The following is a 15,435-nucleotide window of genomic DNA, read 5'->3' as shown; positions in this document are numbered from 1 at the left end:
TGGCATTGTGCGTCGCATGTCACAAGTGGGATGTGTTGCCGATATCTGGTGATTAATAAAACGTTAATTTTCTAGAGATAATAATCGCTGGTGACTTGCTTTGGTTTAACTTTTTAACACTTGTTTAACTTAAGTGCCTTGTATATATTGTTTTTCCATTAAAATCAGTTTGATTTAAGCATTGAGGTCAATGCGCTTTTAAAGGATTAAGATGCACAGCGATGTTTCATTGCAGCGATTTAAGCAATTTCCGCGCTTGATGTGGATATTTTTGTTTGGGTCTTTTATCACCCGTGGCAGTTATTACATGGTGTGGCCATTCTTAGCCGTTATTTTATATGAGAAATTTGCGCTAAGTGCCACAGAGGTCGGCATGGTCTTGTCCAGCGCCGCGATTATTTCGGTATTTACGAGCTTTGTTGGTAGCTCATTGTCCGACAGAATCGGTCGTCATAAGCTGATGTACCTGACGGGCATCCTCTATATCATCTCGTTTTCGTTATTGGCTGAAGCAAATTCTGTCGAGGGGTATGTGGTCGTGATGACCCTGTGCTCTATGGCCACTTCACTGTGGCGACCGCTGACATCCGCCGCTATTGGCGACATTATTGCCGATCCTAAGACACGCGAATTGGCGATGCAGTCGCTGTATTTTATCGTCAACGTTGGCTGCGCCGTTGGCCCTATGTTGGGGGTATGGCTTGGTCTTACGGGCAAGCAATCCAGTTTCTACCTTACTGCAGTGGCCTTTGCCGTATTGTTGGCCTTGTTATATTGGGGATTTAACCATCAAACCCGTCAGGAACCTGCTATGGCGGCTGGCGCCTTATCGAGTGACAATTTAAGTGGCGATACGAGTGGCAGTGAAAGTGACTTTGTAAATGACATGACAAGTGATGGTGTTAATCGTGGTGTGAATAGCTTATCGACTGATGCAGAGGCAAGCACGAAAAAAGCGGCAGTCGTGAGCCGTAAGCAAATTATCGCCATTCTATTGCAAGATAAATTGCTGCAATGTTTAATTTTTGCCAATATTTTGTGTATGTTCATTTATGCCCAAATGGACAGTTCGTTGATCCAATATCTTACTCGCGCAGGTGCGCCTGATTTGCTGACGTTAATTTCTGGCATGATTTTCACCAATGCTATGGTGATTATCTCCACCCAATTTTTGCTATTGAAACTCATGGCCCGTTTTCCGCTCGTCAAACGGATTCAAATCGGATTGCTATTACTGATCGGCTCACAAATCTGGCTGGCGTTTAATCCACTGGATCTATTTTGGGGCTGGATTGGTGCGATTGTGGTGATGAGTGTCGCCGAGACTATTTTGTTCCCCACTATGAATGTGCATATCGACCGCTTAGCCCCTGATCATCTTCGTGGCGCTTACTTTGGGGCCGCTTCATTCTATGACTTAGGATTTGCGCTCGCGCCCCTTGGAGGTGGCATCATATTGGATCATTTTGGCGGTCAGTGGCTGTTTTTGACAGGCGCTTTACTCTCGGTATTGGTGATTTATCTGTACAGTATTTTAGATAAATTGCCGCGCCCCGATTTTGCCATGTTCAAAGTAGATTAGTTTACTAGAGTCCTGTAGCCGTTATTCGCAGGGAACGTGATGCTTAGCGTGAGAATGGTCGAAATAGATTCTCTCAAGCCTGTGTATCGGTGCAGCTTGGCGAATTCAAATACCGTGTATAGGCTTGGTTTTCAAAACTTAAAAGGCTGGCTCATGATGGTGAGTCAGCCTTTTATTATTCAGAAAACAATCGATAAACGATTTATTCGAAATGGTTAAATTAGAGCTGTACCGTAAAGATCACGTCTTTGCCTGCGGTGACACTGCCTTGGGCTTTGTCGAGGTATTTGACATCTTCCATGTTCGCCAGCACGACAGGAGTGAGTAGGCTGTCGACTTGATCTTTTAGATAATCAATATCGAATGACAGGATCGGATCGCCGACTTTCACTTCTTGACCTTCCTGGGCCAAACGTTTAAACCCTTTGCCTCTCAGCTCGACTGTACCTACACCAAAGTGAACAAATAGCTCTAAACCTTGGGGAGACTCAATACTGAATGCATGATTTGTCTCAAAAATTTTACCTATGGTGCCGTCGATAGGCGCCAGAATTAATTCGCCTTTGGGAGCGATAGCGATGCCATCACCGACAATCTTTTCAGCAAAAACCACGTCGGGGACTTTTTCAATGGCGACAATATCCCCGGAAACGGGTGCATATACCATGATACCGCCAGCTAATTGAGTCTGGCCCGATACCAAGCGCCTTATTCGGCTTAAAAATCCCATAATCTAGAGCCTCTTTTGCTTGTTTTTGTCATTGTTTTTGTTCTGTAACGCAGCATAACGAATAAATGTATCTATTTATAGCTTGTTATACACTGCTGTAAGCTTGCAATTCTATCTTGTTGTAATGCTGTGTGAGCTAATGCCGAAAATTGTGTGATGCTGCCTTGGCAAATAGCTGCTTTCACTTCTAAGAGTGAGCTTAAGTTAACACTGAGTTCGTCCAACCCCATGCCGATTAACAGTGGCGCAATTTGCGGTGAACTGGCGAGTTCACCGCACAGAGAAACTTTAACATTAGCGGCCTTAGCTTGGGTTATTGTCATGTTAATTAAGGCTAAAATGGCAGGCGAAAGGGACGGATAGTCACGGGTAAGCTGCGGATTGGTTCTATCGGCAGCCATCGCATATTGGGTTAAATCGTTGGTACCAATGCTGACAAAATCGAGTCTTGGCAGCATAGCGTTGAGGTTGAATACCGCAGCAGGGGTTTCGACAACGATACCGTAGCTAAGTTCGCCATAGCCTTTCTCTTCTTCTTCCAAGGCATCTTGGCACTGGGCAATAAGTGCAAACACCTCGTCCAATTCTTCGACTTGATTGACCATAGGGAACATCAAACGGATCGGGCCATGGTTAGCGGCACGCAAAATGGCCCTCAATTGGGTTTTAAATAATTCTGGGTGCGCCAAGGTGTAGCGAATGCCGCGAAGACCCAAGGCGGGATTATCTTTAATTTCTTGGCATAAACAGGGTAGTTCTTTGTCTGCACCTATATCTAAGGTACGGATGGTAAAGGTTTTACCGCCTAGGGCGTGCAATGCATCGCAATATAAGCTGTATTGGGCTTTTTCATCGGGCAGGGTGGCGACGTTCATCAACATAAATTCGGTGCGAAACAAACCTATTCCATCGGCGCCGACATCGCTGACATGGGTGATGTCGTTGAGATTACCCACGTTTGCCATGAGTCCCACGGTATGACCGTCTTGGGTTTGCGCTGGGACATCCTTGTAAGTTTGAAGTGCTGCGCGCCTTGCTTGTTCATGGTGAAAGGTGACTGTGAGTCTTGCCTGTTGGTCTGGATTGGGATTGACACAAAGTTCACCCGCGAGCGCATCGAGCACTAAGGGCGTACCGTTGGGAATAGAGTCTGCGTCGAACTGACAACTTAAGATGGCAGGAATACCGGCTGCTCTGGCTAAAATGGCCGTATGGCTCGTTAAACCGCCCGTTTTCAGTACAATACCGCAGAGGTTTTCCCGTGGCAGTAAGGCAAATTCGGCGGGGGTCAAATCCTGCGCTAATAAGATAGTGGGTCTATCGAGTTTTTCGAGTCCTTGAGCTAAATGGCCGTTTATCGCCGCGACGACTCTTTGGCCTAAACAGCGCACATCTTGGGCTCTATTGGCTAAATAGGGGTCATCTAAGGATTGTAATTCATTGGCCTGATGGGCAAAAATACGTTCAACCGCCACACTTGCCGACAATTGTAAGGTGCGAATAGCATCGTTCACTTGCTCGATTAATTCATCGTCTTCTAATAACAATAAGTCGGCTTCGATCAACTGATAATTTTCGGAGTCACTATCGAGTGCAGCTTGGCTGTGGGTCAGTTGTGCCTGTAGTTCTTGCAAGGCTTTGGCAAATTTACCCTGTTGTTGAGGGATTTTAGACAGGGGAATAGGGCGATAATCGAGGTGATGTTCGGTGTGGAGCAGGTGAAGTGCCTGTCCAAAGGCAATTCCCGATGACACTATAATCCCCGTTATTGACATATCCCTTCCTAAATTAACCACTGAACTGAGTGTCCGTTAGCGATAGCGAGTCTAGTTGAGTGACGCTAAGCTTGTAAAGCGTTTGTATGTAAAGCATTAGCATGTCAAGACGGTCGAGACGAGTTTTTTGCGTGTCGGTTAAACCTGCAGATAAACGCATTTTAGCGTAAGAAAAGGCCTAGCTTAGGGTAATGAGCAGCTCAGAGACTTTCTCAACCGCGGCCTGAGCCTGTTCACCTTCGGCAAACACTCTTACCGTGACGCCAGAATATAAGCCTAAGGTTTGTAGCTTAAACAGACTCTTAGCACTGGCTTGCTTACCATTACACTCGACCATGACATCACAGTCAAAGGTTTTGGCTTCTTTAACCAGTAAGGCTGCTGGACGGGTGTGAATGCCATGTTTGGCGGTAATGGTGACTGTTTTTTCGTACATAGTAGATGAACTCATATTTAAAGGGGTATTACATTTCGTCTTTCGATTCTATGATGTGATAGCCCTGTTTTTTCAAGGCGGCGATGGCACTTTTGAGGCGATTATTTTTTACTAAAATGTAATCGGTATCAAAGGTCGAAATCGCAAAAATACTGATTTGTTCGTCCGCTAAGGTGCCAGACACTTTAGATAAAATGCCTGTCATCGAAAATCCCAGTGGCCCGAGTACTTCAAAGCAACACCAGCCCGGTTCTTGCCCTAGGCTGTCGAGTTCCATTTCACTGGAAACGACTAAAGATAAACCTTCTTGGGTCTTACCAATGAAATACATGTCCTGTGCAAAAACCTCACTGGGCAATACGGCATTCGGGCTAAAGCTATGAATTGTGTACTGTTCAGGGTGAACGGCTAAGGTCATTCGCATGGCAGTGTCTCGGTTGGATTTTTAAGGCTAAAGCATACCGCATATCAAACGTTAGCGTGACAGAGAATTTGTGGTTAATGGGATTTTTTCGTTGAAATTCATTGTTGGTGAGATAGCGGTTCACAAGTGTTACCAGACGGTTTACCCAAAGAAAAGGGCGCCCTATGGCGCCCCAATCGACAAGTCATGCCGTTCTCATACACTTTAGTTAGATTTTAAACTGGCCTAAGGTGCGGGACATGTCTTGGCTAATGTCTTGCAGTGACTGAGCTGCATGGCTATTACTTTCGTTAGCTTTTACTGAGACTTCGGTTAATTCCGAAATATTACAAATATTTCGATTAATTTCTTCGGTCACCAGTGATTGCTCTTCAGTGGCGCTGGCTAATTGTGTGTTCATGTCACTGATATGGGCAATCAATTGCAGAATCGCCGCCATGGCTTTACCCGCTTCGTGGGCTTGGGCCTGTAGCTCATCGGATTGCAGTTGAGTTTGATTGTTGCTCTTCATCACTGAGCCAACACCGGATTGGATCTCGCTAATGATTTTTTGGATCTCATTGGTCGAGTCTTGGGTGCGAGTAGCAAGGGCGCGGACTTCATCGGCAACTACGGCAAAACCACGGCCGTGGGTCCCAGCTCGAGCAGCTTCAATGGCGGCATTGAGTGCGAGCAAGTTGGTCTGCTCGGCAATGCTGCGGATCACATCGAGAATGCTACCGATTTGCTGTGAGGCGACGCCCAGCTTTTGGGTGATGACTTCAGAGGCTTTTAATTCTGCCACCAGTTTTTCTGTATTGCTGACGGTGTTGTCGATCACGACTTGGCTTTGCTGCGCTTGTTCTTTTACGCTGTTCGCCGCATCGGCCGCTTGCTGGGTGTTGCTCGCCATTTCATGGGTGGTCGACAGCATTTGATTGACGGCTGTGGCGACGCTGCCAGTTTCTCTGTGGATATGTTCAGCACTCTGATTGGACTCTTCAACTGCAATCAAAAGCTGTTTTGCATCTTTATCTAATGCTTGGCCTAAAGGTTGTAAATGGCCGACCATGTCGCCAATTTTTTGGGCGAACATGTTGAAGGCGCGGGCGAGATGGGCAATCTCATCTTTACCTTGAGCATTAATGCGCTGACTTAAGTCGCCTTCGCCTTGGGCAATATCTTCAAGGGCATCAATAGCATCATTTAATGGTGAGGTGATGGAATGGTTAAGCACAAGGAAGAAGGCAAAAATCGGCACTGAAATCAAAAACATGATAATTAGATAGTCGATAATGACTGACTTTAAGCTCGCTTTGACATCGCTAAGATAAGCGCCTGTTATGACTGTCCAACCCCATTGTGGGTAGTAACGGGCTTCTGCGAGCTTATCTTCGATGGCACGTGTCATAGGATCGGCGATAGGGTATTCGAGGGTCGTTTTCGATTTAGCACGCGCTAATGGCAGCATAGTGGCTAAGGGATTTGTGCCATTAGGTAACTTGAAGGTTAATGCTGAGGTGCCAATAAGATTTGCGCTATCCCCGTGAGCGAGGATTTGATTATTATCATCAATAACAATGAAGTAGCCGGAACCGGAATAGCGAGTTTGATTGATTAAATCCGCGGCGATTTGTTTAGCTTCTGCTTCGCTAAATTTACCTTTGAGCGCATCCTGACGGTGCACATCTATCACGCTTAACATGCTGGCGAGCTGACCATCTATCTGCAACCATTTCTGCTCAATTAAATTGCTGTACTGCTCTTTAATTGAAAAACTGGCAAAACACACAGTCCCTATCGCGGCCATAAGGAGCATCATCATTAAGCGTTGCAAAATGGTAAACCGGCGCAAAAACGTGATCATTTGGATTCCTTAAGGGCTTATTATTGTGCATCAATATACCTGCGAATCAATCTCAATTGAATCGTCTGTGACATAAATTAAGCAAAAGCCGTTATAAAATATGAGTTTCTTTGATCTAAAGCAGGGAATAGTGATAGGGAACTTTAATCTGTTGCATTATGGGGCATGTTCTTATTAAGTTATGCCGTTTTATAAGTCGTTTCATGTTGAAGGTTTTATCTGATCTATTAAATATCAATAAGTTAGCGTTATGTTAAATTTGCCATCTTGCTATATTAGGCTAATCAATTGTTTTAATTTTGATTTTTTACGCTTTTACGCGCAAGATTAATTCATTATTCAGTTTGAGAATCGATTATGACCACAAATACTATCGTAACGTCGGATGATATTTTACTGAAGTTATGCCACTCAGTCGCTCACGTCCTTTCTAGCACCAGTGCCAGCAATGTTACCCATGCGGGTATGGTACAAAGTATTGCGCGTACTCGTCTTAAACCTGATCTCGGTTGTTTCTCGATTTTCGACGGTGGTTTTTCAGGCCTAGTGGTGATCAACTTTTCAGCTTCGGCGGCGATTGAAATCTACCGTCGCTACATGCTGAACATGGGCATGCCTGAGTCTGAGCTCGCGTTTTCACATACGTCAGATGAAGTGAGTAATGTGATGGGCGAACTGATGAACCAAATTCTAGGGGATTTTATTAATAAAATTTCTAAAGAATTACAAACATCCATCAGCCAAAGCCAACCAAAAATGTTGACGATTAATAAAGAGTTAACCATATCAATCGACGCTAACTTAGACGATGCGGTTGCCCGTAGAGTGTCGTTTAGGACTGAAAATAACCATATTTTTTACCTCGAGTTTGCCATGGACAAAACCGAATTCATTCGCTTAGATGAATTTGTCTACGATGAAGAATTCGATCCCGATAGTCTGTTAGAGCAGCACAGTTCAATTGGGGGAAATAACGACTCAAATTCGAATGTTTCGCCTTGGGTTAAGATGGCCGATAAACCCGCCATTGCGACTCGTGCCATTGATAATGAAGCCGATGATTTGCTCGATCAGCTCGGCATTTAAGCAGAGTCTCTAATGTAAGACGGATGTTAACGCATTCGTCTATACAAGTGGGTGGAACTGTTTTAGTATCGACGCAAAATAATAACTAAGGTTAAATCCTCTTTATGGCATCGAAAGCGACCTCGATTGATATTGCTTATCGTGCTGGCGTATCCCAGTCAACGGTTTCCCGTGCCCTTAGAAACAGCCCGTTAGTCAATTTAGAAACTCGCCAACGTATTCAAACTATTGCCAAAGAGCTGAATTATAAGGTCGATAAAAATGCCAGTAATCTTCGCACCCAAAATAGCCATACCTTAGCGCTGTTATTGTGTGAAGACCCCACCAACGATGACTCGTTAATCAATCCTTTTTTCCTGTCTATGCTTGGCTCCATTACCCGAGCAACGGCGCAGCAAGGTTATGATTTATTGGTTTCTTTTCAGCAATTGTCCAGCGACTGGCACGCCGATTATGAAGACAGTAATAAAGCTGACGGCATTATTCTGCTTGGTTACGGTGACTACATGGACTACGAGCAAAAGCTGGAGCGATTGCTCGCGCAGAATACTCACTTTGTGATCTGGGGTGCTGAGCATAACAATAAGTCAGTACTTTCCATTGGTTGTGATAATCATCAAGGTGGCTTGATTGCCACAGAGCACTTGATTTCCCTTGGTCGTAAAGCTTTTGCCTTTTTAGGCGATGCCTCGAGCCACAGCCCCGAGTTTAGGGACAGATATTTAGGCCATGTGAAAGCGCTGCAAACGGCGAATATTCCCGTTGATCGCACTAAGCAAGTGTCGGCAATTAGCACTGAAAGTGCTGGTTACGATGCAGCTATGGCATTGATGGCCAAAGGCGCACAGTTTGATGCTATTTTTGCTGCTAGCGATCTGATTGCCATTGGTGCTATTCGTGCGTTGAAAGAGAAGGGGATTTCAGTCCCAGAACAAGTTGCAGTGGTGGGATATGATGATATTCCTGTGGCGAGTTTTGCCAATCCGCCATTAACGACCATTAAGCAGAACACTCAATTAGCCGGTGAAATTTTAGTCGACAGTGTACTCAAACTTATCCGCGGACAAGAGGTGAGTGCGCAGCTTATTCCGACGACCTTAGTTGTTCGCAGCTCCTGCGGCATTGATAGCGCGCCGCTTAAGCCGTTATCGCTAGCATAATGTTTTTGTCGGCAACCGATTTAATCGTTAATTTTACCTGTTGAAACTAAGCTGTTGAAACTAAGCTGATGGAACAAAGCCGATAATCCTAGGATATATCGGCTTTTTACTATCATTTAGCGGCGTTGTTTTTAGATCACTTGCCTGCGTATTGACGCAAAAATTTTGGTACGTCTGCTTTGGTTTTCTTAGCGATTTTTTGCAGTAACTCGAAGGTGGGGGCATTGACGCCGAACTCTTGCTGAAGGTCTGCCAGCATTGCCAGCCACAAATGGCCAGTCATTTCGGCATCGGCTAAGGCGCGGTGAAAAGTGCCATCGGTTGGCAACTGTTTATAGCGCACTAAAGTCCCTAACTGATGATTGGGTGCCGCTTGATACAAACGTCTCGCCACCAGCAAGGAACAGCCAAATTGCCCAAGATAACGATGGCGAATTTGGGCAAACTCCGCGTCTAAAAAGCGCTGATCAAATGCCGCATTGTGGGCGACTAAGTTGTGATCGGCAATAAAGTCGGCAAAACGCGCCATCACTTCATTGCAGGGCGCCGCGTCCCTGAGCATTTGATTGCTGATCCCTGTGTAGTCCTCAATAAAGCGACTTATTCTAAATCCAGGGTTCATTAACTCAGAAAATCTTTGAGTGATCACGCCGTCCTCAATCAGCACTGCCCCGATTTCAATCGCGCGGTCCCCTTGATTGGGCGATAGCCCCGTGGTTTCAAAGTCGAGCACGACTAAAGTGTTAGCAGCTGATGTAGGCATAGATCTTACATGGACTCTATAAATGATGTGTCAGCATTGCCTTCTTTGACAGCGCAACGCTTTTAGATAAGCCGATTGTAATTCAATACGTTAGTAAATTCACTATCCCATTGGCGCTGACGAAAGACTTAATGCTTTGTTGATCCGGTCGAGCTTTCTTGGTTTCGCTTCCTGTTAGCATTTGCTGCTATGAATAACAGTTTGCTTTGTGAGTAACCCATGCAACTCGATATAAACGGCTTAACGCCCGCGCAATTTTTAGCAGAATATTGGCAGAAAAAACCTTTGGTTATCCGCCAAGGATTCAAACATTTTCAAGATTTCGTCTCGCCCGAAGAATTAGCGGGCTTAGCCATGGATGAGCTGGTGGAATCTCGAAGGGTGTACCAACAAGCTGGCCAATGGCAGGCGGAATTTGGCCCCTTCGATTCATACGATCATCTCGGTGAACGGGATTGGACTCTGATCGTGCAAGCCTTGAATAACTGGGTGCCCGATGCGGAAGCCTTGATCCAATGTTTTGATTTTATTCCGCGCTGGCGTTTAGATGATGTGATGGTGAGTTTTGCGACGCCAGGTGGTGGCGTGGGGCCGCATATCGATCTGTATGATGTGTTTATTTGCCAAGGTTCGGGACGTCGCCGTTGGCGCGTGGGCGATCTGGGGCCGCACAAAGAGTTTGCCGCCCATCCCGCTTTGCTGCACACCGAAGCCTTTGAGCCGATTATCGATACTGAGTTGTTGCCCGGCGACATCCTTTATATTCCCCCCGGATTTCCCCATGATGGCATAACCTTAGAACAGTCGTTAAGTTTTTCAGTGGGTTATCGCACAGCTTCCGCCAAAGATATGATAAGTGCTTTGGCCGATCATTTGTCTGAACAGGATTTAGGCGCACAGCAGATTAAAGATCCAGACCGCGAGCTGACCACCCGCAGTGGTTGTGTCGATAATGGCGATTTAGGGCGGTTACGTACCCAACTGACCAATATGTTGACCGATGAACTGGTGAGCGAGTTTTCGGGTCGCTATTTAACTCAGTCAAAATGCGCCTTAGATTTACCCGATGAGCCATTGGACATCACTCAAGACGAAGTGCTGGCTTGGTTTGATGAGCAGCCGCTTATTCGCCTCGGCGGACTGCGCTGTTTGTATTTTGATATTAATGTGGCACAGGGCGTTGTCTATATTAATGGTGATAAGTATCAACTTTCAGCCGAATTGGCTGCAGTGATCCCACTACTATGTGATAGCAATCAGTTGGATAAAGCTGCCTTAGCGCCTTGGTTAGCCCATGCTGACTTACTCACGCAGCTTACCGAGTGGGTGAATCTAGGCTACTGGTACTTTGAAGATCTCAGCGATGAAGAGTGTTAAGGCGGAATGAGACAAAGCTTGGTATATGTTAATACCGTTTTAGCGTTAACGCCCGACGGGCTTAGCGCTATATGTTTTTTAGATCTAGATGGGTTTTAGTGCTATATGGAGTTTAGAGTTAGTTTAGAGTTAGGTGGGGTCTGTAATTCGCAGGCGGTCATTTAGCCACTGGATTTGCTGATTATTTCACTATGGGCAATTGTGCCCATTGGGTGGTGTAACGTGGGGAAAGCTGCTCACGCTTCATTCCCCAAGTCGGGTCAATACCTTGTCCTGCAAACCAAATTTTTCCATGACCGCTGTGGTTCACTTTATCGAGTAATTGCATCAACTCCTTGCTTTTAGGCCTAGGTGTGACGTCATCGAATAATCCGAGCTGAAACACGCCTGCACCAAAAAAATCCCCTAACATAACCCCTGCTTTTGCATAGGCATGACCTTCACGCCAAATGCGTTGCAGTAGGCTTTGGCCAAGGGTGACAAAATCCCGTGTATCATTGCTGGGGCGAACTAAACTGCCCGACAGCGATTTGCTGTACTGGGGAGTTGCATCGCTAAAAGGGCTAGTACGCACAAATACTGACATCGCTTTAGCGTATTGGCGCTCGGAACGTAGTTTTTCACAGGCCCTAAAAGTGTACTCATTGATCGCCTGTTGCATCGCTTCTAAATTATCAATACGACTGCCAAAGGATCGGGAGCTGATAATTTGTTGCTTAGTGGCGGCGACCTCTTGTATGTCATCACAGGCAATGCCGTTAAGTTCGCGTACCGTGCGCTCAACGGTGACCGAAAAGGTGTCGCGGATAAGCTTTGGATGCGCATCCGCCAATTGCAACGCGGTATTTATGCCCATGATGTTCAAGCGTTTTGTAAGCCTACGGCCTATTCCCCAGACTTCGTCGACAGGGATAAGCGCCATCAGTCGTCGTTGGCGTTCACGGTCGCGCAAGTCAACCACGCCCCGCGTCGCGGGATAGCGTTTCGCGGCATGGTTTGCCAGTTTAGCCAGGGTTTTTGTCGGTCCAATGCCGACGCAAACGCTGATCCCAATCCACTGCGGTATTCGGTGATAAATATCAAGTGCAAGCTGATGAATATCAGTGCATTTATCGAGACGAGAAAGGTCTAAAAACGCTTCATCAATACTATACACTTCTACTTTCGGTACCATTTGCTCTAAGGTGGTCATGACTCTATTTGATATGTCGGCGTAGAGGGCATAGTTAGAGGAGAATACCGCAACCTGATGCTGGCGGAGTTGGTTTGCGATTTGATACACAGGCACCGCCATCTTGATGCCAAGGTGTTTTGCCTCTGCCGAGCGGGCGACGACGCAGCCATCGTTGTTGGATAACACCACAATCGGCCTACCAATCAAATCTGGCCTAAACATCCGCTCACAGGAGGCATAAAAATTATTGCAATCGACGAGGGCAAATAATGAGGGCGTCATTTGAGCTTTTTTACCACGTTGGTCACCACCCCAAAGATGTTTAACTCAGACTCATCATTGATGGCAATCGGGGAGAATAAGGCATTACGTGGTAGCAATTGCACCACAGGGCGTAGCTGTAATTGCTTTACGGTAAACTCACCGTTCACCGCTGCGACAACGGTATCACCGTGGGCTGGCTGTAGTGAGCGATCTACCACCAAAATATCACCGGAGAAAATCCCCGCTTCGATCATCGAATCCCCTTGGACTTTGACAAAAAACGTGGCGGCAGGGTGTTTGATGCATAACTCATTGAGATCTAATGTTTGTTCTACATAGTCTTGGGCCGGTGACGGAAATCCTGCGGCAATCAAGGAGCTAAATAACGAGAGCTGATATTGGGTATGTTTGGCGAAGCGGCCTAGAAGCATCATAATAAATCACAATACACTGTACATATAAACAGTATAGTCTAACTACGAAGCTTATCGAAAGAATTTATGTGGGGAGAGTTATGTTATCGACCCAAGTGCTGTCGAGTGCTGAGCAATTGATGATGGCTGCTCTAAAGCACCCTTGACGGCTTGAATATCGCCAAGGGTGAGCGTTTCGTCCATTTAATTCAGTTAACGCACTTTAGTTAACCCGCTTTAGTTAACGCAATTTAGTTAATCCAACCGAGCCATAGCCACCATAAATAATCCAGTGGCATGAGTGCAACTAGAGTTATTGCCGCTAGAGGTAAGGTGATGCGAAGTAGTTTAGTTAATGGCTCTTGGGATAATTGCATCGCCAAAATCAAAGGAGCCACCTGATAAGGAAAAATCACGGTTGAAAACCCGATCACCTGCGTCATTAATACCGCAGGGGTGGAGAAGCCAGTTGCATTGGCAAAGTCTGCCGCCATGGGGGATAACACAGTCGGCACGCCTGGAACCGTTGCCACTAATCCTGTTAGCGTCGCGATTAACGATAACGACATAAAATTCAGGAACGATGCCCCTTGCTGCAAGGGTAACCATTCACTGAACAGTTGACCTAGCGCAGTGCCGAGCCCGGAATGATTGACCAATGCTCCCAGACCTAAGGCCGCCGCGACAAAAATGACGGTCGACAAATCCACTGAACTATTAAAACTCTTAGGCTCAAGCACTCCCCATTTTGGGAGCAATAACAAGATAGCCGTTGTTAATCCTACCCAAGCGGGGTTGATGCCGTGCAGCGAGTCAGTCACCCAAAAGAGCAAAGTAATCGCCAGTAACAGTGCAACTTTCTTTTGAATACCAAGGTTATAAGCTTCTTTTTCAATAACGCGTTCAGGCTGATTTTTATCAATTTTTGCAGGAAATAGGAAGATAACTAGCGCCACAATCAATATCGATTTGAGTAAACCAAGGATTGGAAAATGCAATAAGAGATACTCAGTATAACCAAAGTGGATATTGAATAGATTCTCACTGGAACCCGCTAATATCATGTTGGGAATATTCGCGGGCAACACGGCAAAACTGGGCATGTTACACGCCAGTGCCAAGGCGGTCGCAATGCCTATCCGCCCATGGCTACCACGAGCAAAACCGACTTGCTCAGCTAACGCCATACCAATTGGCACCATGACCACTGCACGGCCAACGGATGAGGGCATCACAAAGCCAAGCAGCACGGCACTAAAGACCAAACCCGCAATCAAGCGTGGATAACTTGAGGTCAGTATGGGGGCAATCAAACTGGCCATTCTGCGACTTAAGCCAGACTGAGTGATGGCACTGCCGATCACAAACCCCGAAATGATTAACCACACCGCAGTTGAGCCGAATCCGGAGAAAAGTATACTCGGCTCAATGAGTTTAAAAATGGTGGCAAGGGCAAAAAAGATTAACCCCGCCATAAAGGGCGGGAAGAAACCTGTGCTCCAAAACATCAAGGTCACTAATACTACGCCAGCGCTGTAGGAAAACACCGCAGGATGCTGACTCAGCGGAAAAAGCGCAAGTAAAGTAGCGATCAACAGTGCACTGAAAAACGCTAGCTGTTTAACGCCAATAAAACGTTTCATGCTTACCGACCTATTGGGTTGAATACGTAAAAGATGCCTACTAAGATAGCTGACTTAGTTTGACGTTTTAAGAGGGTAATATGTCAAAACATGTTCTTAAAGCGACATTGTTAACCCCCAGTGATGTGGCGTTTATCATAGATGCCAATCGGCCCGTGCTGACCCATACTCGCAATATCTATATTGACCCTAGCTATGGCGTTAGGCCACAGGATACGCAAGTGGTGATGGTGACGATGACAGCGCTGATGCGTGAATTAGTGCTTAAACTTTGTGAAAGTTCACATCTTATGGACAGTGGACAACTGCATCGGCTGGGTTTGGTTGCCATCGATGAGCTCCAAACGCTGGACAGTGTGGATGCCCATTTACCCGCAGGCTCAGATCCAAGACTCAGCCGCTTGATCCAAACGCTGATCCGACGTCCAAAAGTGAGTTACTCACTGACCGAGTTAGCCGAAATGGGCGGCGCGAGTGTGAGAACGATTGAGCGATTATTCAAAGCTGAAACTGGGCTCACTTATCGACAATGGCGACAAAGGTTTCGTTTGTTAAATTCGCTTGAGAGCTTAAGCCAAGGGGAGAGCACGACTATGGTGGCCCATAGTCTAGGTTATCTGAGCGTCAGCAGTTTCAGTGCCGCCTTTAAAATGCAATTTGGTTGCACGCCGCAAGATTACCCGCAGCATAAGCCTATGAAAAGCGGGAGCTAAATCAGGCATCATAAAACCGTCTATAAAAAGCTAGAACAATATCTAGGAT

General features: G+C 46.1%; 14 protein-coding genes. 5 read left to right on the top strand and 9 right to left on the bottom strand.

All coding sequences use genetic code 11. The features are described from left to right. Positions 1-211: 211 nt before the first annotated feature. On the top strand, positions 212-1,582 hold the full coding sequence (locus L5M38_RS03625) for an MFS transporter (RefSeq protein ID WP_263178387.1): 1,371 nt from the start codon (positions 212-214) through the stop codon (positions 1,580-1,582). Between the two features lie 220 nt (positions 1,583-1,802). Here L5M38_RS03625 and crr read toward each other — a convergent pair whose 3' ends face one another. The 5 genes from crr to L5M38_RS03600 all read right to left on the bottom strand — a co-directional run bounded on the left by crr (position 1,803) and on the right by L5M38_RS03600 (position 6,793). Next, complete coding sequence (gene crr, locus L5M38_RS03620) at positions 1,803-2,312, bottom strand: PTS glucose transporter subunit IIA (protein WP_006081821.1); 510 nt, start codon at positions 2,310-2,312, stop codon at positions 1,803-1,805. Between the two features lie 71 nt (positions 2,313-2,383). Next, the gene (gene ptsP / locus L5M38_RS03615) at positions 2,384-4,087 is read right to left on the bottom strand and encodes a phosphoenolpyruvate--protein phosphotransferase (protein ID WP_263178385.1); all 1,704 of its coding nucleotides are present in this window, start codon (positions 4,085-4,087) and stop codon (positions 2,384-2,386) included. 178 nt (positions 4,088-4,265) lie between these two features. After that, positions 4,266-4,523 (bottom strand): HPr family phosphocarrier protein, encoded by a 258-nt coding sequence (locus L5M38_RS03610; RefSeq protein WP_028760055.1) that lies wholly within the window; start codon positions 4,521-4,523, stop codon positions 4,266-4,268. A gap of 28 nt (positions 4,524-4,551) precedes the next feature. After that, positions 4,552-4,947, bottom strand: a complete 396-nt coding sequence (locus L5M38_RS03605) for an ACT domain-containing protein (protein WP_263178383.1) — start codon at positions 4,945-4,947, stop codon at positions 4,552-4,554. Between the two features lie 208 nt (positions 4,948-5,155). Further along, on the bottom strand, positions 5,156-6,793 hold the full coding sequence (locus L5M38_RS03600; protein WP_028760053.1) for a methyl-accepting chemotaxis protein: 1,638 nt from the start codon (positions 6,791-6,793) through the stop codon (positions 5,156-5,158). 357 nt (positions 6,794-7,150) lie between these two features. Here L5M38_RS03600 and L5M38_RS03595 point away from each other — a divergent pair, with 357 nt between their 5' ends. Together L5M38_RS03595 and L5M38_RS03590 are read left to right on the top strand one after the other, a co-directional pair. Continuing rightward, positions 7,151-7,879, top strand: a complete 729-nt coding sequence (locus L5M38_RS03595; RefSeq protein ID WP_028760052.1) for a DUF3334 family protein — start codon at positions 7,151-7,153, stop codon at positions 7,877-7,879. A 104-nt stretch (positions 7,880-7,983) separates the two neighbouring features. Further along, complete coding sequence (locus L5M38_RS03590) at positions 7,984-9,039, top strand: LacI family DNA-binding transcriptional regulator (RefSeq protein ID WP_263167283.1); 1,056 nt, start codon at positions 7,984-7,986, stop codon at positions 9,037-9,039. Positions 9,040-9,175: 136 nt separating this feature from the next. On the opposite strand, the gene L5M38_RS03585 is transcribed toward L5M38_RS03590, so the two are convergent. Then, on the bottom strand, positions 9,176-9,802 hold the full coding sequence (locus tag L5M38_RS03585; RefSeq protein ID WP_115334511.1) for a PolC-type DNA polymerase III: 627 nt from the start codon (positions 9,800-9,802) through the stop codon (positions 9,176-9,178). 219 nt (positions 9,803-10,021) lie between these two features. Here L5M38_RS03585 and L5M38_RS03580 point away from each other — a divergent pair, with 219 nt between their 5' ends. Further along, positions 10,022-11,179: a cupin domain-containing protein gene (locus tag L5M38_RS03580; protein WP_263178382.1), complete on the top strand. Its 1,158-nt coding sequence runs from the start codon at positions 10,022-10,024 to the stop codon at positions 11,177-11,179. A 181-nt stretch (positions 11,180-11,360) separates the two neighbouring features. Here L5M38_RS03580 and umuC read toward each other — a convergent pair whose 3' ends face one another. The 3 genes from umuC to L5M38_RS03565 form a co-directional block, all read right to left on the bottom strand. Then, on the bottom strand, positions 11,361-12,635 hold the full coding sequence (gene umuC, locus L5M38_RS03575; protein WP_263167288.1) for a translesion error-prone DNA polymerase V subunit UmuC: 1,275 nt from the start codon (positions 12,633-12,635) through the stop codon (positions 11,361-11,363). After that, on the bottom strand, positions 12,632-13,051 hold the full coding sequence (umuD, locus tag L5M38_RS03570) for a translesion error-prone DNA polymerase V autoproteolytic subunit (RefSeq protein ID WP_212601839.1): 420 nt from the start codon (positions 13,049-13,051) through the stop codon (positions 12,632-12,634). The genes umuC and umuD overlap by 4 nt, the downstream gene beginning before the upstream one ends. Before the next feature lie 230 nt (positions 13,052-13,281). Next, a complete protein-coding gene (locus tag L5M38_RS03565) occupies positions 13,282-14,673 on the bottom strand; it encodes an SLC13 family permease (protein WP_263178380.1) in 1,392 nt (463 codons plus the stop codon). 80 nt (positions 14,674-14,753) lie between these two features. Between L5M38_RS03565 and L5M38_RS03560 the strand changes: the two genes are divergently transcribed. Further along, entirely contained in the window at positions 14,754-15,386 is a 633-nt protein-coding gene (locus L5M38_RS03560; RefSeq protein WP_263178379.1) for a helix-turn-helix transcriptional regulator, read from the top strand. Positions 15,387-15,435: the final 49 nt, after the last annotated feature.

Source organism: Shewanella sp. SM101 (genome assembly GCF_025654465.1).
Lineage (GTDB): Bacteria > Pseudomonadota > Gammaproteobacteria > Enterobacterales > Shewanellaceae > Shewanella > Shewanella oncorhynchi.
Note: the sequence above shows the minus strand (reverse complement) of the source record. Positions and strands in the feature narration are given on the sequence as shown.

Bases quoted from the DNA above. Each gene is read 5' to 3' on its own strand.
- L5M38_RS03625 (WP_263178387.1), top strand. From the start codon at position 212: ATGCACAGCGATGTTTCATTGCAGCGATTTAAGCAATTTCCGCGCTTG.
- crr (WP_006081821.1), bottom strand. From the start codon at position 2,312: ATGGGATTTTTAAGCCGAATAAGGCGCTTGGTATCGGGCCAGACTCAA.
- ptsP (WP_263178385.1), bottom strand. From the start codon at position 4,087: ATGTCAATAACGGGGATTATAGTGTCATCGGGAATTGCCTTTGGACAG.
- L5M38_RS03610 (WP_028760055.1), bottom strand. From the start codon at position 4,523: ATGTACGAAAAAACAGTCACCATTACCGCCAAACATGGCATTCACACC.
- L5M38_RS03605 (WP_263178383.1), bottom strand. From the start codon at position 4,947: ATGCGAATGACCTTAGCCGTTCACCCTGAACAGTACACAATTCATAGC.
- L5M38_RS03600 (WP_028760053.1), bottom strand. From the start codon at position 6,793: ATGATCACGTTTTTGCGCCGGTTTACCATTTTGCAACGCTTAATGATG.
- L5M38_RS03595 (WP_028760052.1), top strand. From the start codon at position 7,151: ATGACCACAAATACTATCGTAACGTCGGATGATATTTTACTGAAGTTA.
- L5M38_RS03590 (WP_263167283.1), top strand. From the start codon at position 7,984: ATGGCATCGAAAGCGACCTCGATTGATATTGCTTATCGTGCTGGCGTA.
- L5M38_RS03585 (WP_115334511.1), bottom strand. From the start codon at position 9,802: ATGCCTACATCAGCTGCTAACACTTTAGTCGTGCTCGACTTTGAAACC.
- L5M38_RS03580 (WP_263178382.1), top strand. From the start codon at position 10,022: ATGCAACTCGATATAAACGGCTTAACGCCCGCGCAATTTTTAGCAGAA.
- umuC (WP_263167288.1), bottom strand. From the start codon at position 12,635: ATGACGCCCTCATTATTTGCCCTCGTCGATTGCAATAATTTTTATGCC.
- umuD (WP_212601839.1), bottom strand. From the start codon at position 13,051: ATGATGCTTCTAGGCCGCTTCGCCAAACATACCCAATATCAGCTCTCG.
- L5M38_RS03565 (WP_263178380.1), bottom strand. From the start codon at position 14,673: ATGAAACGTTTTATTGGCGTTAAACAGCTAGCGTTTTTCAGTGCACTG.
- L5M38_RS03560 (WP_263178379.1), top strand. From the start codon at position 14,754: ATGTCAAAACATGTTCTTAAAGCGACATTGTTAACCCCCAGTGATGTG.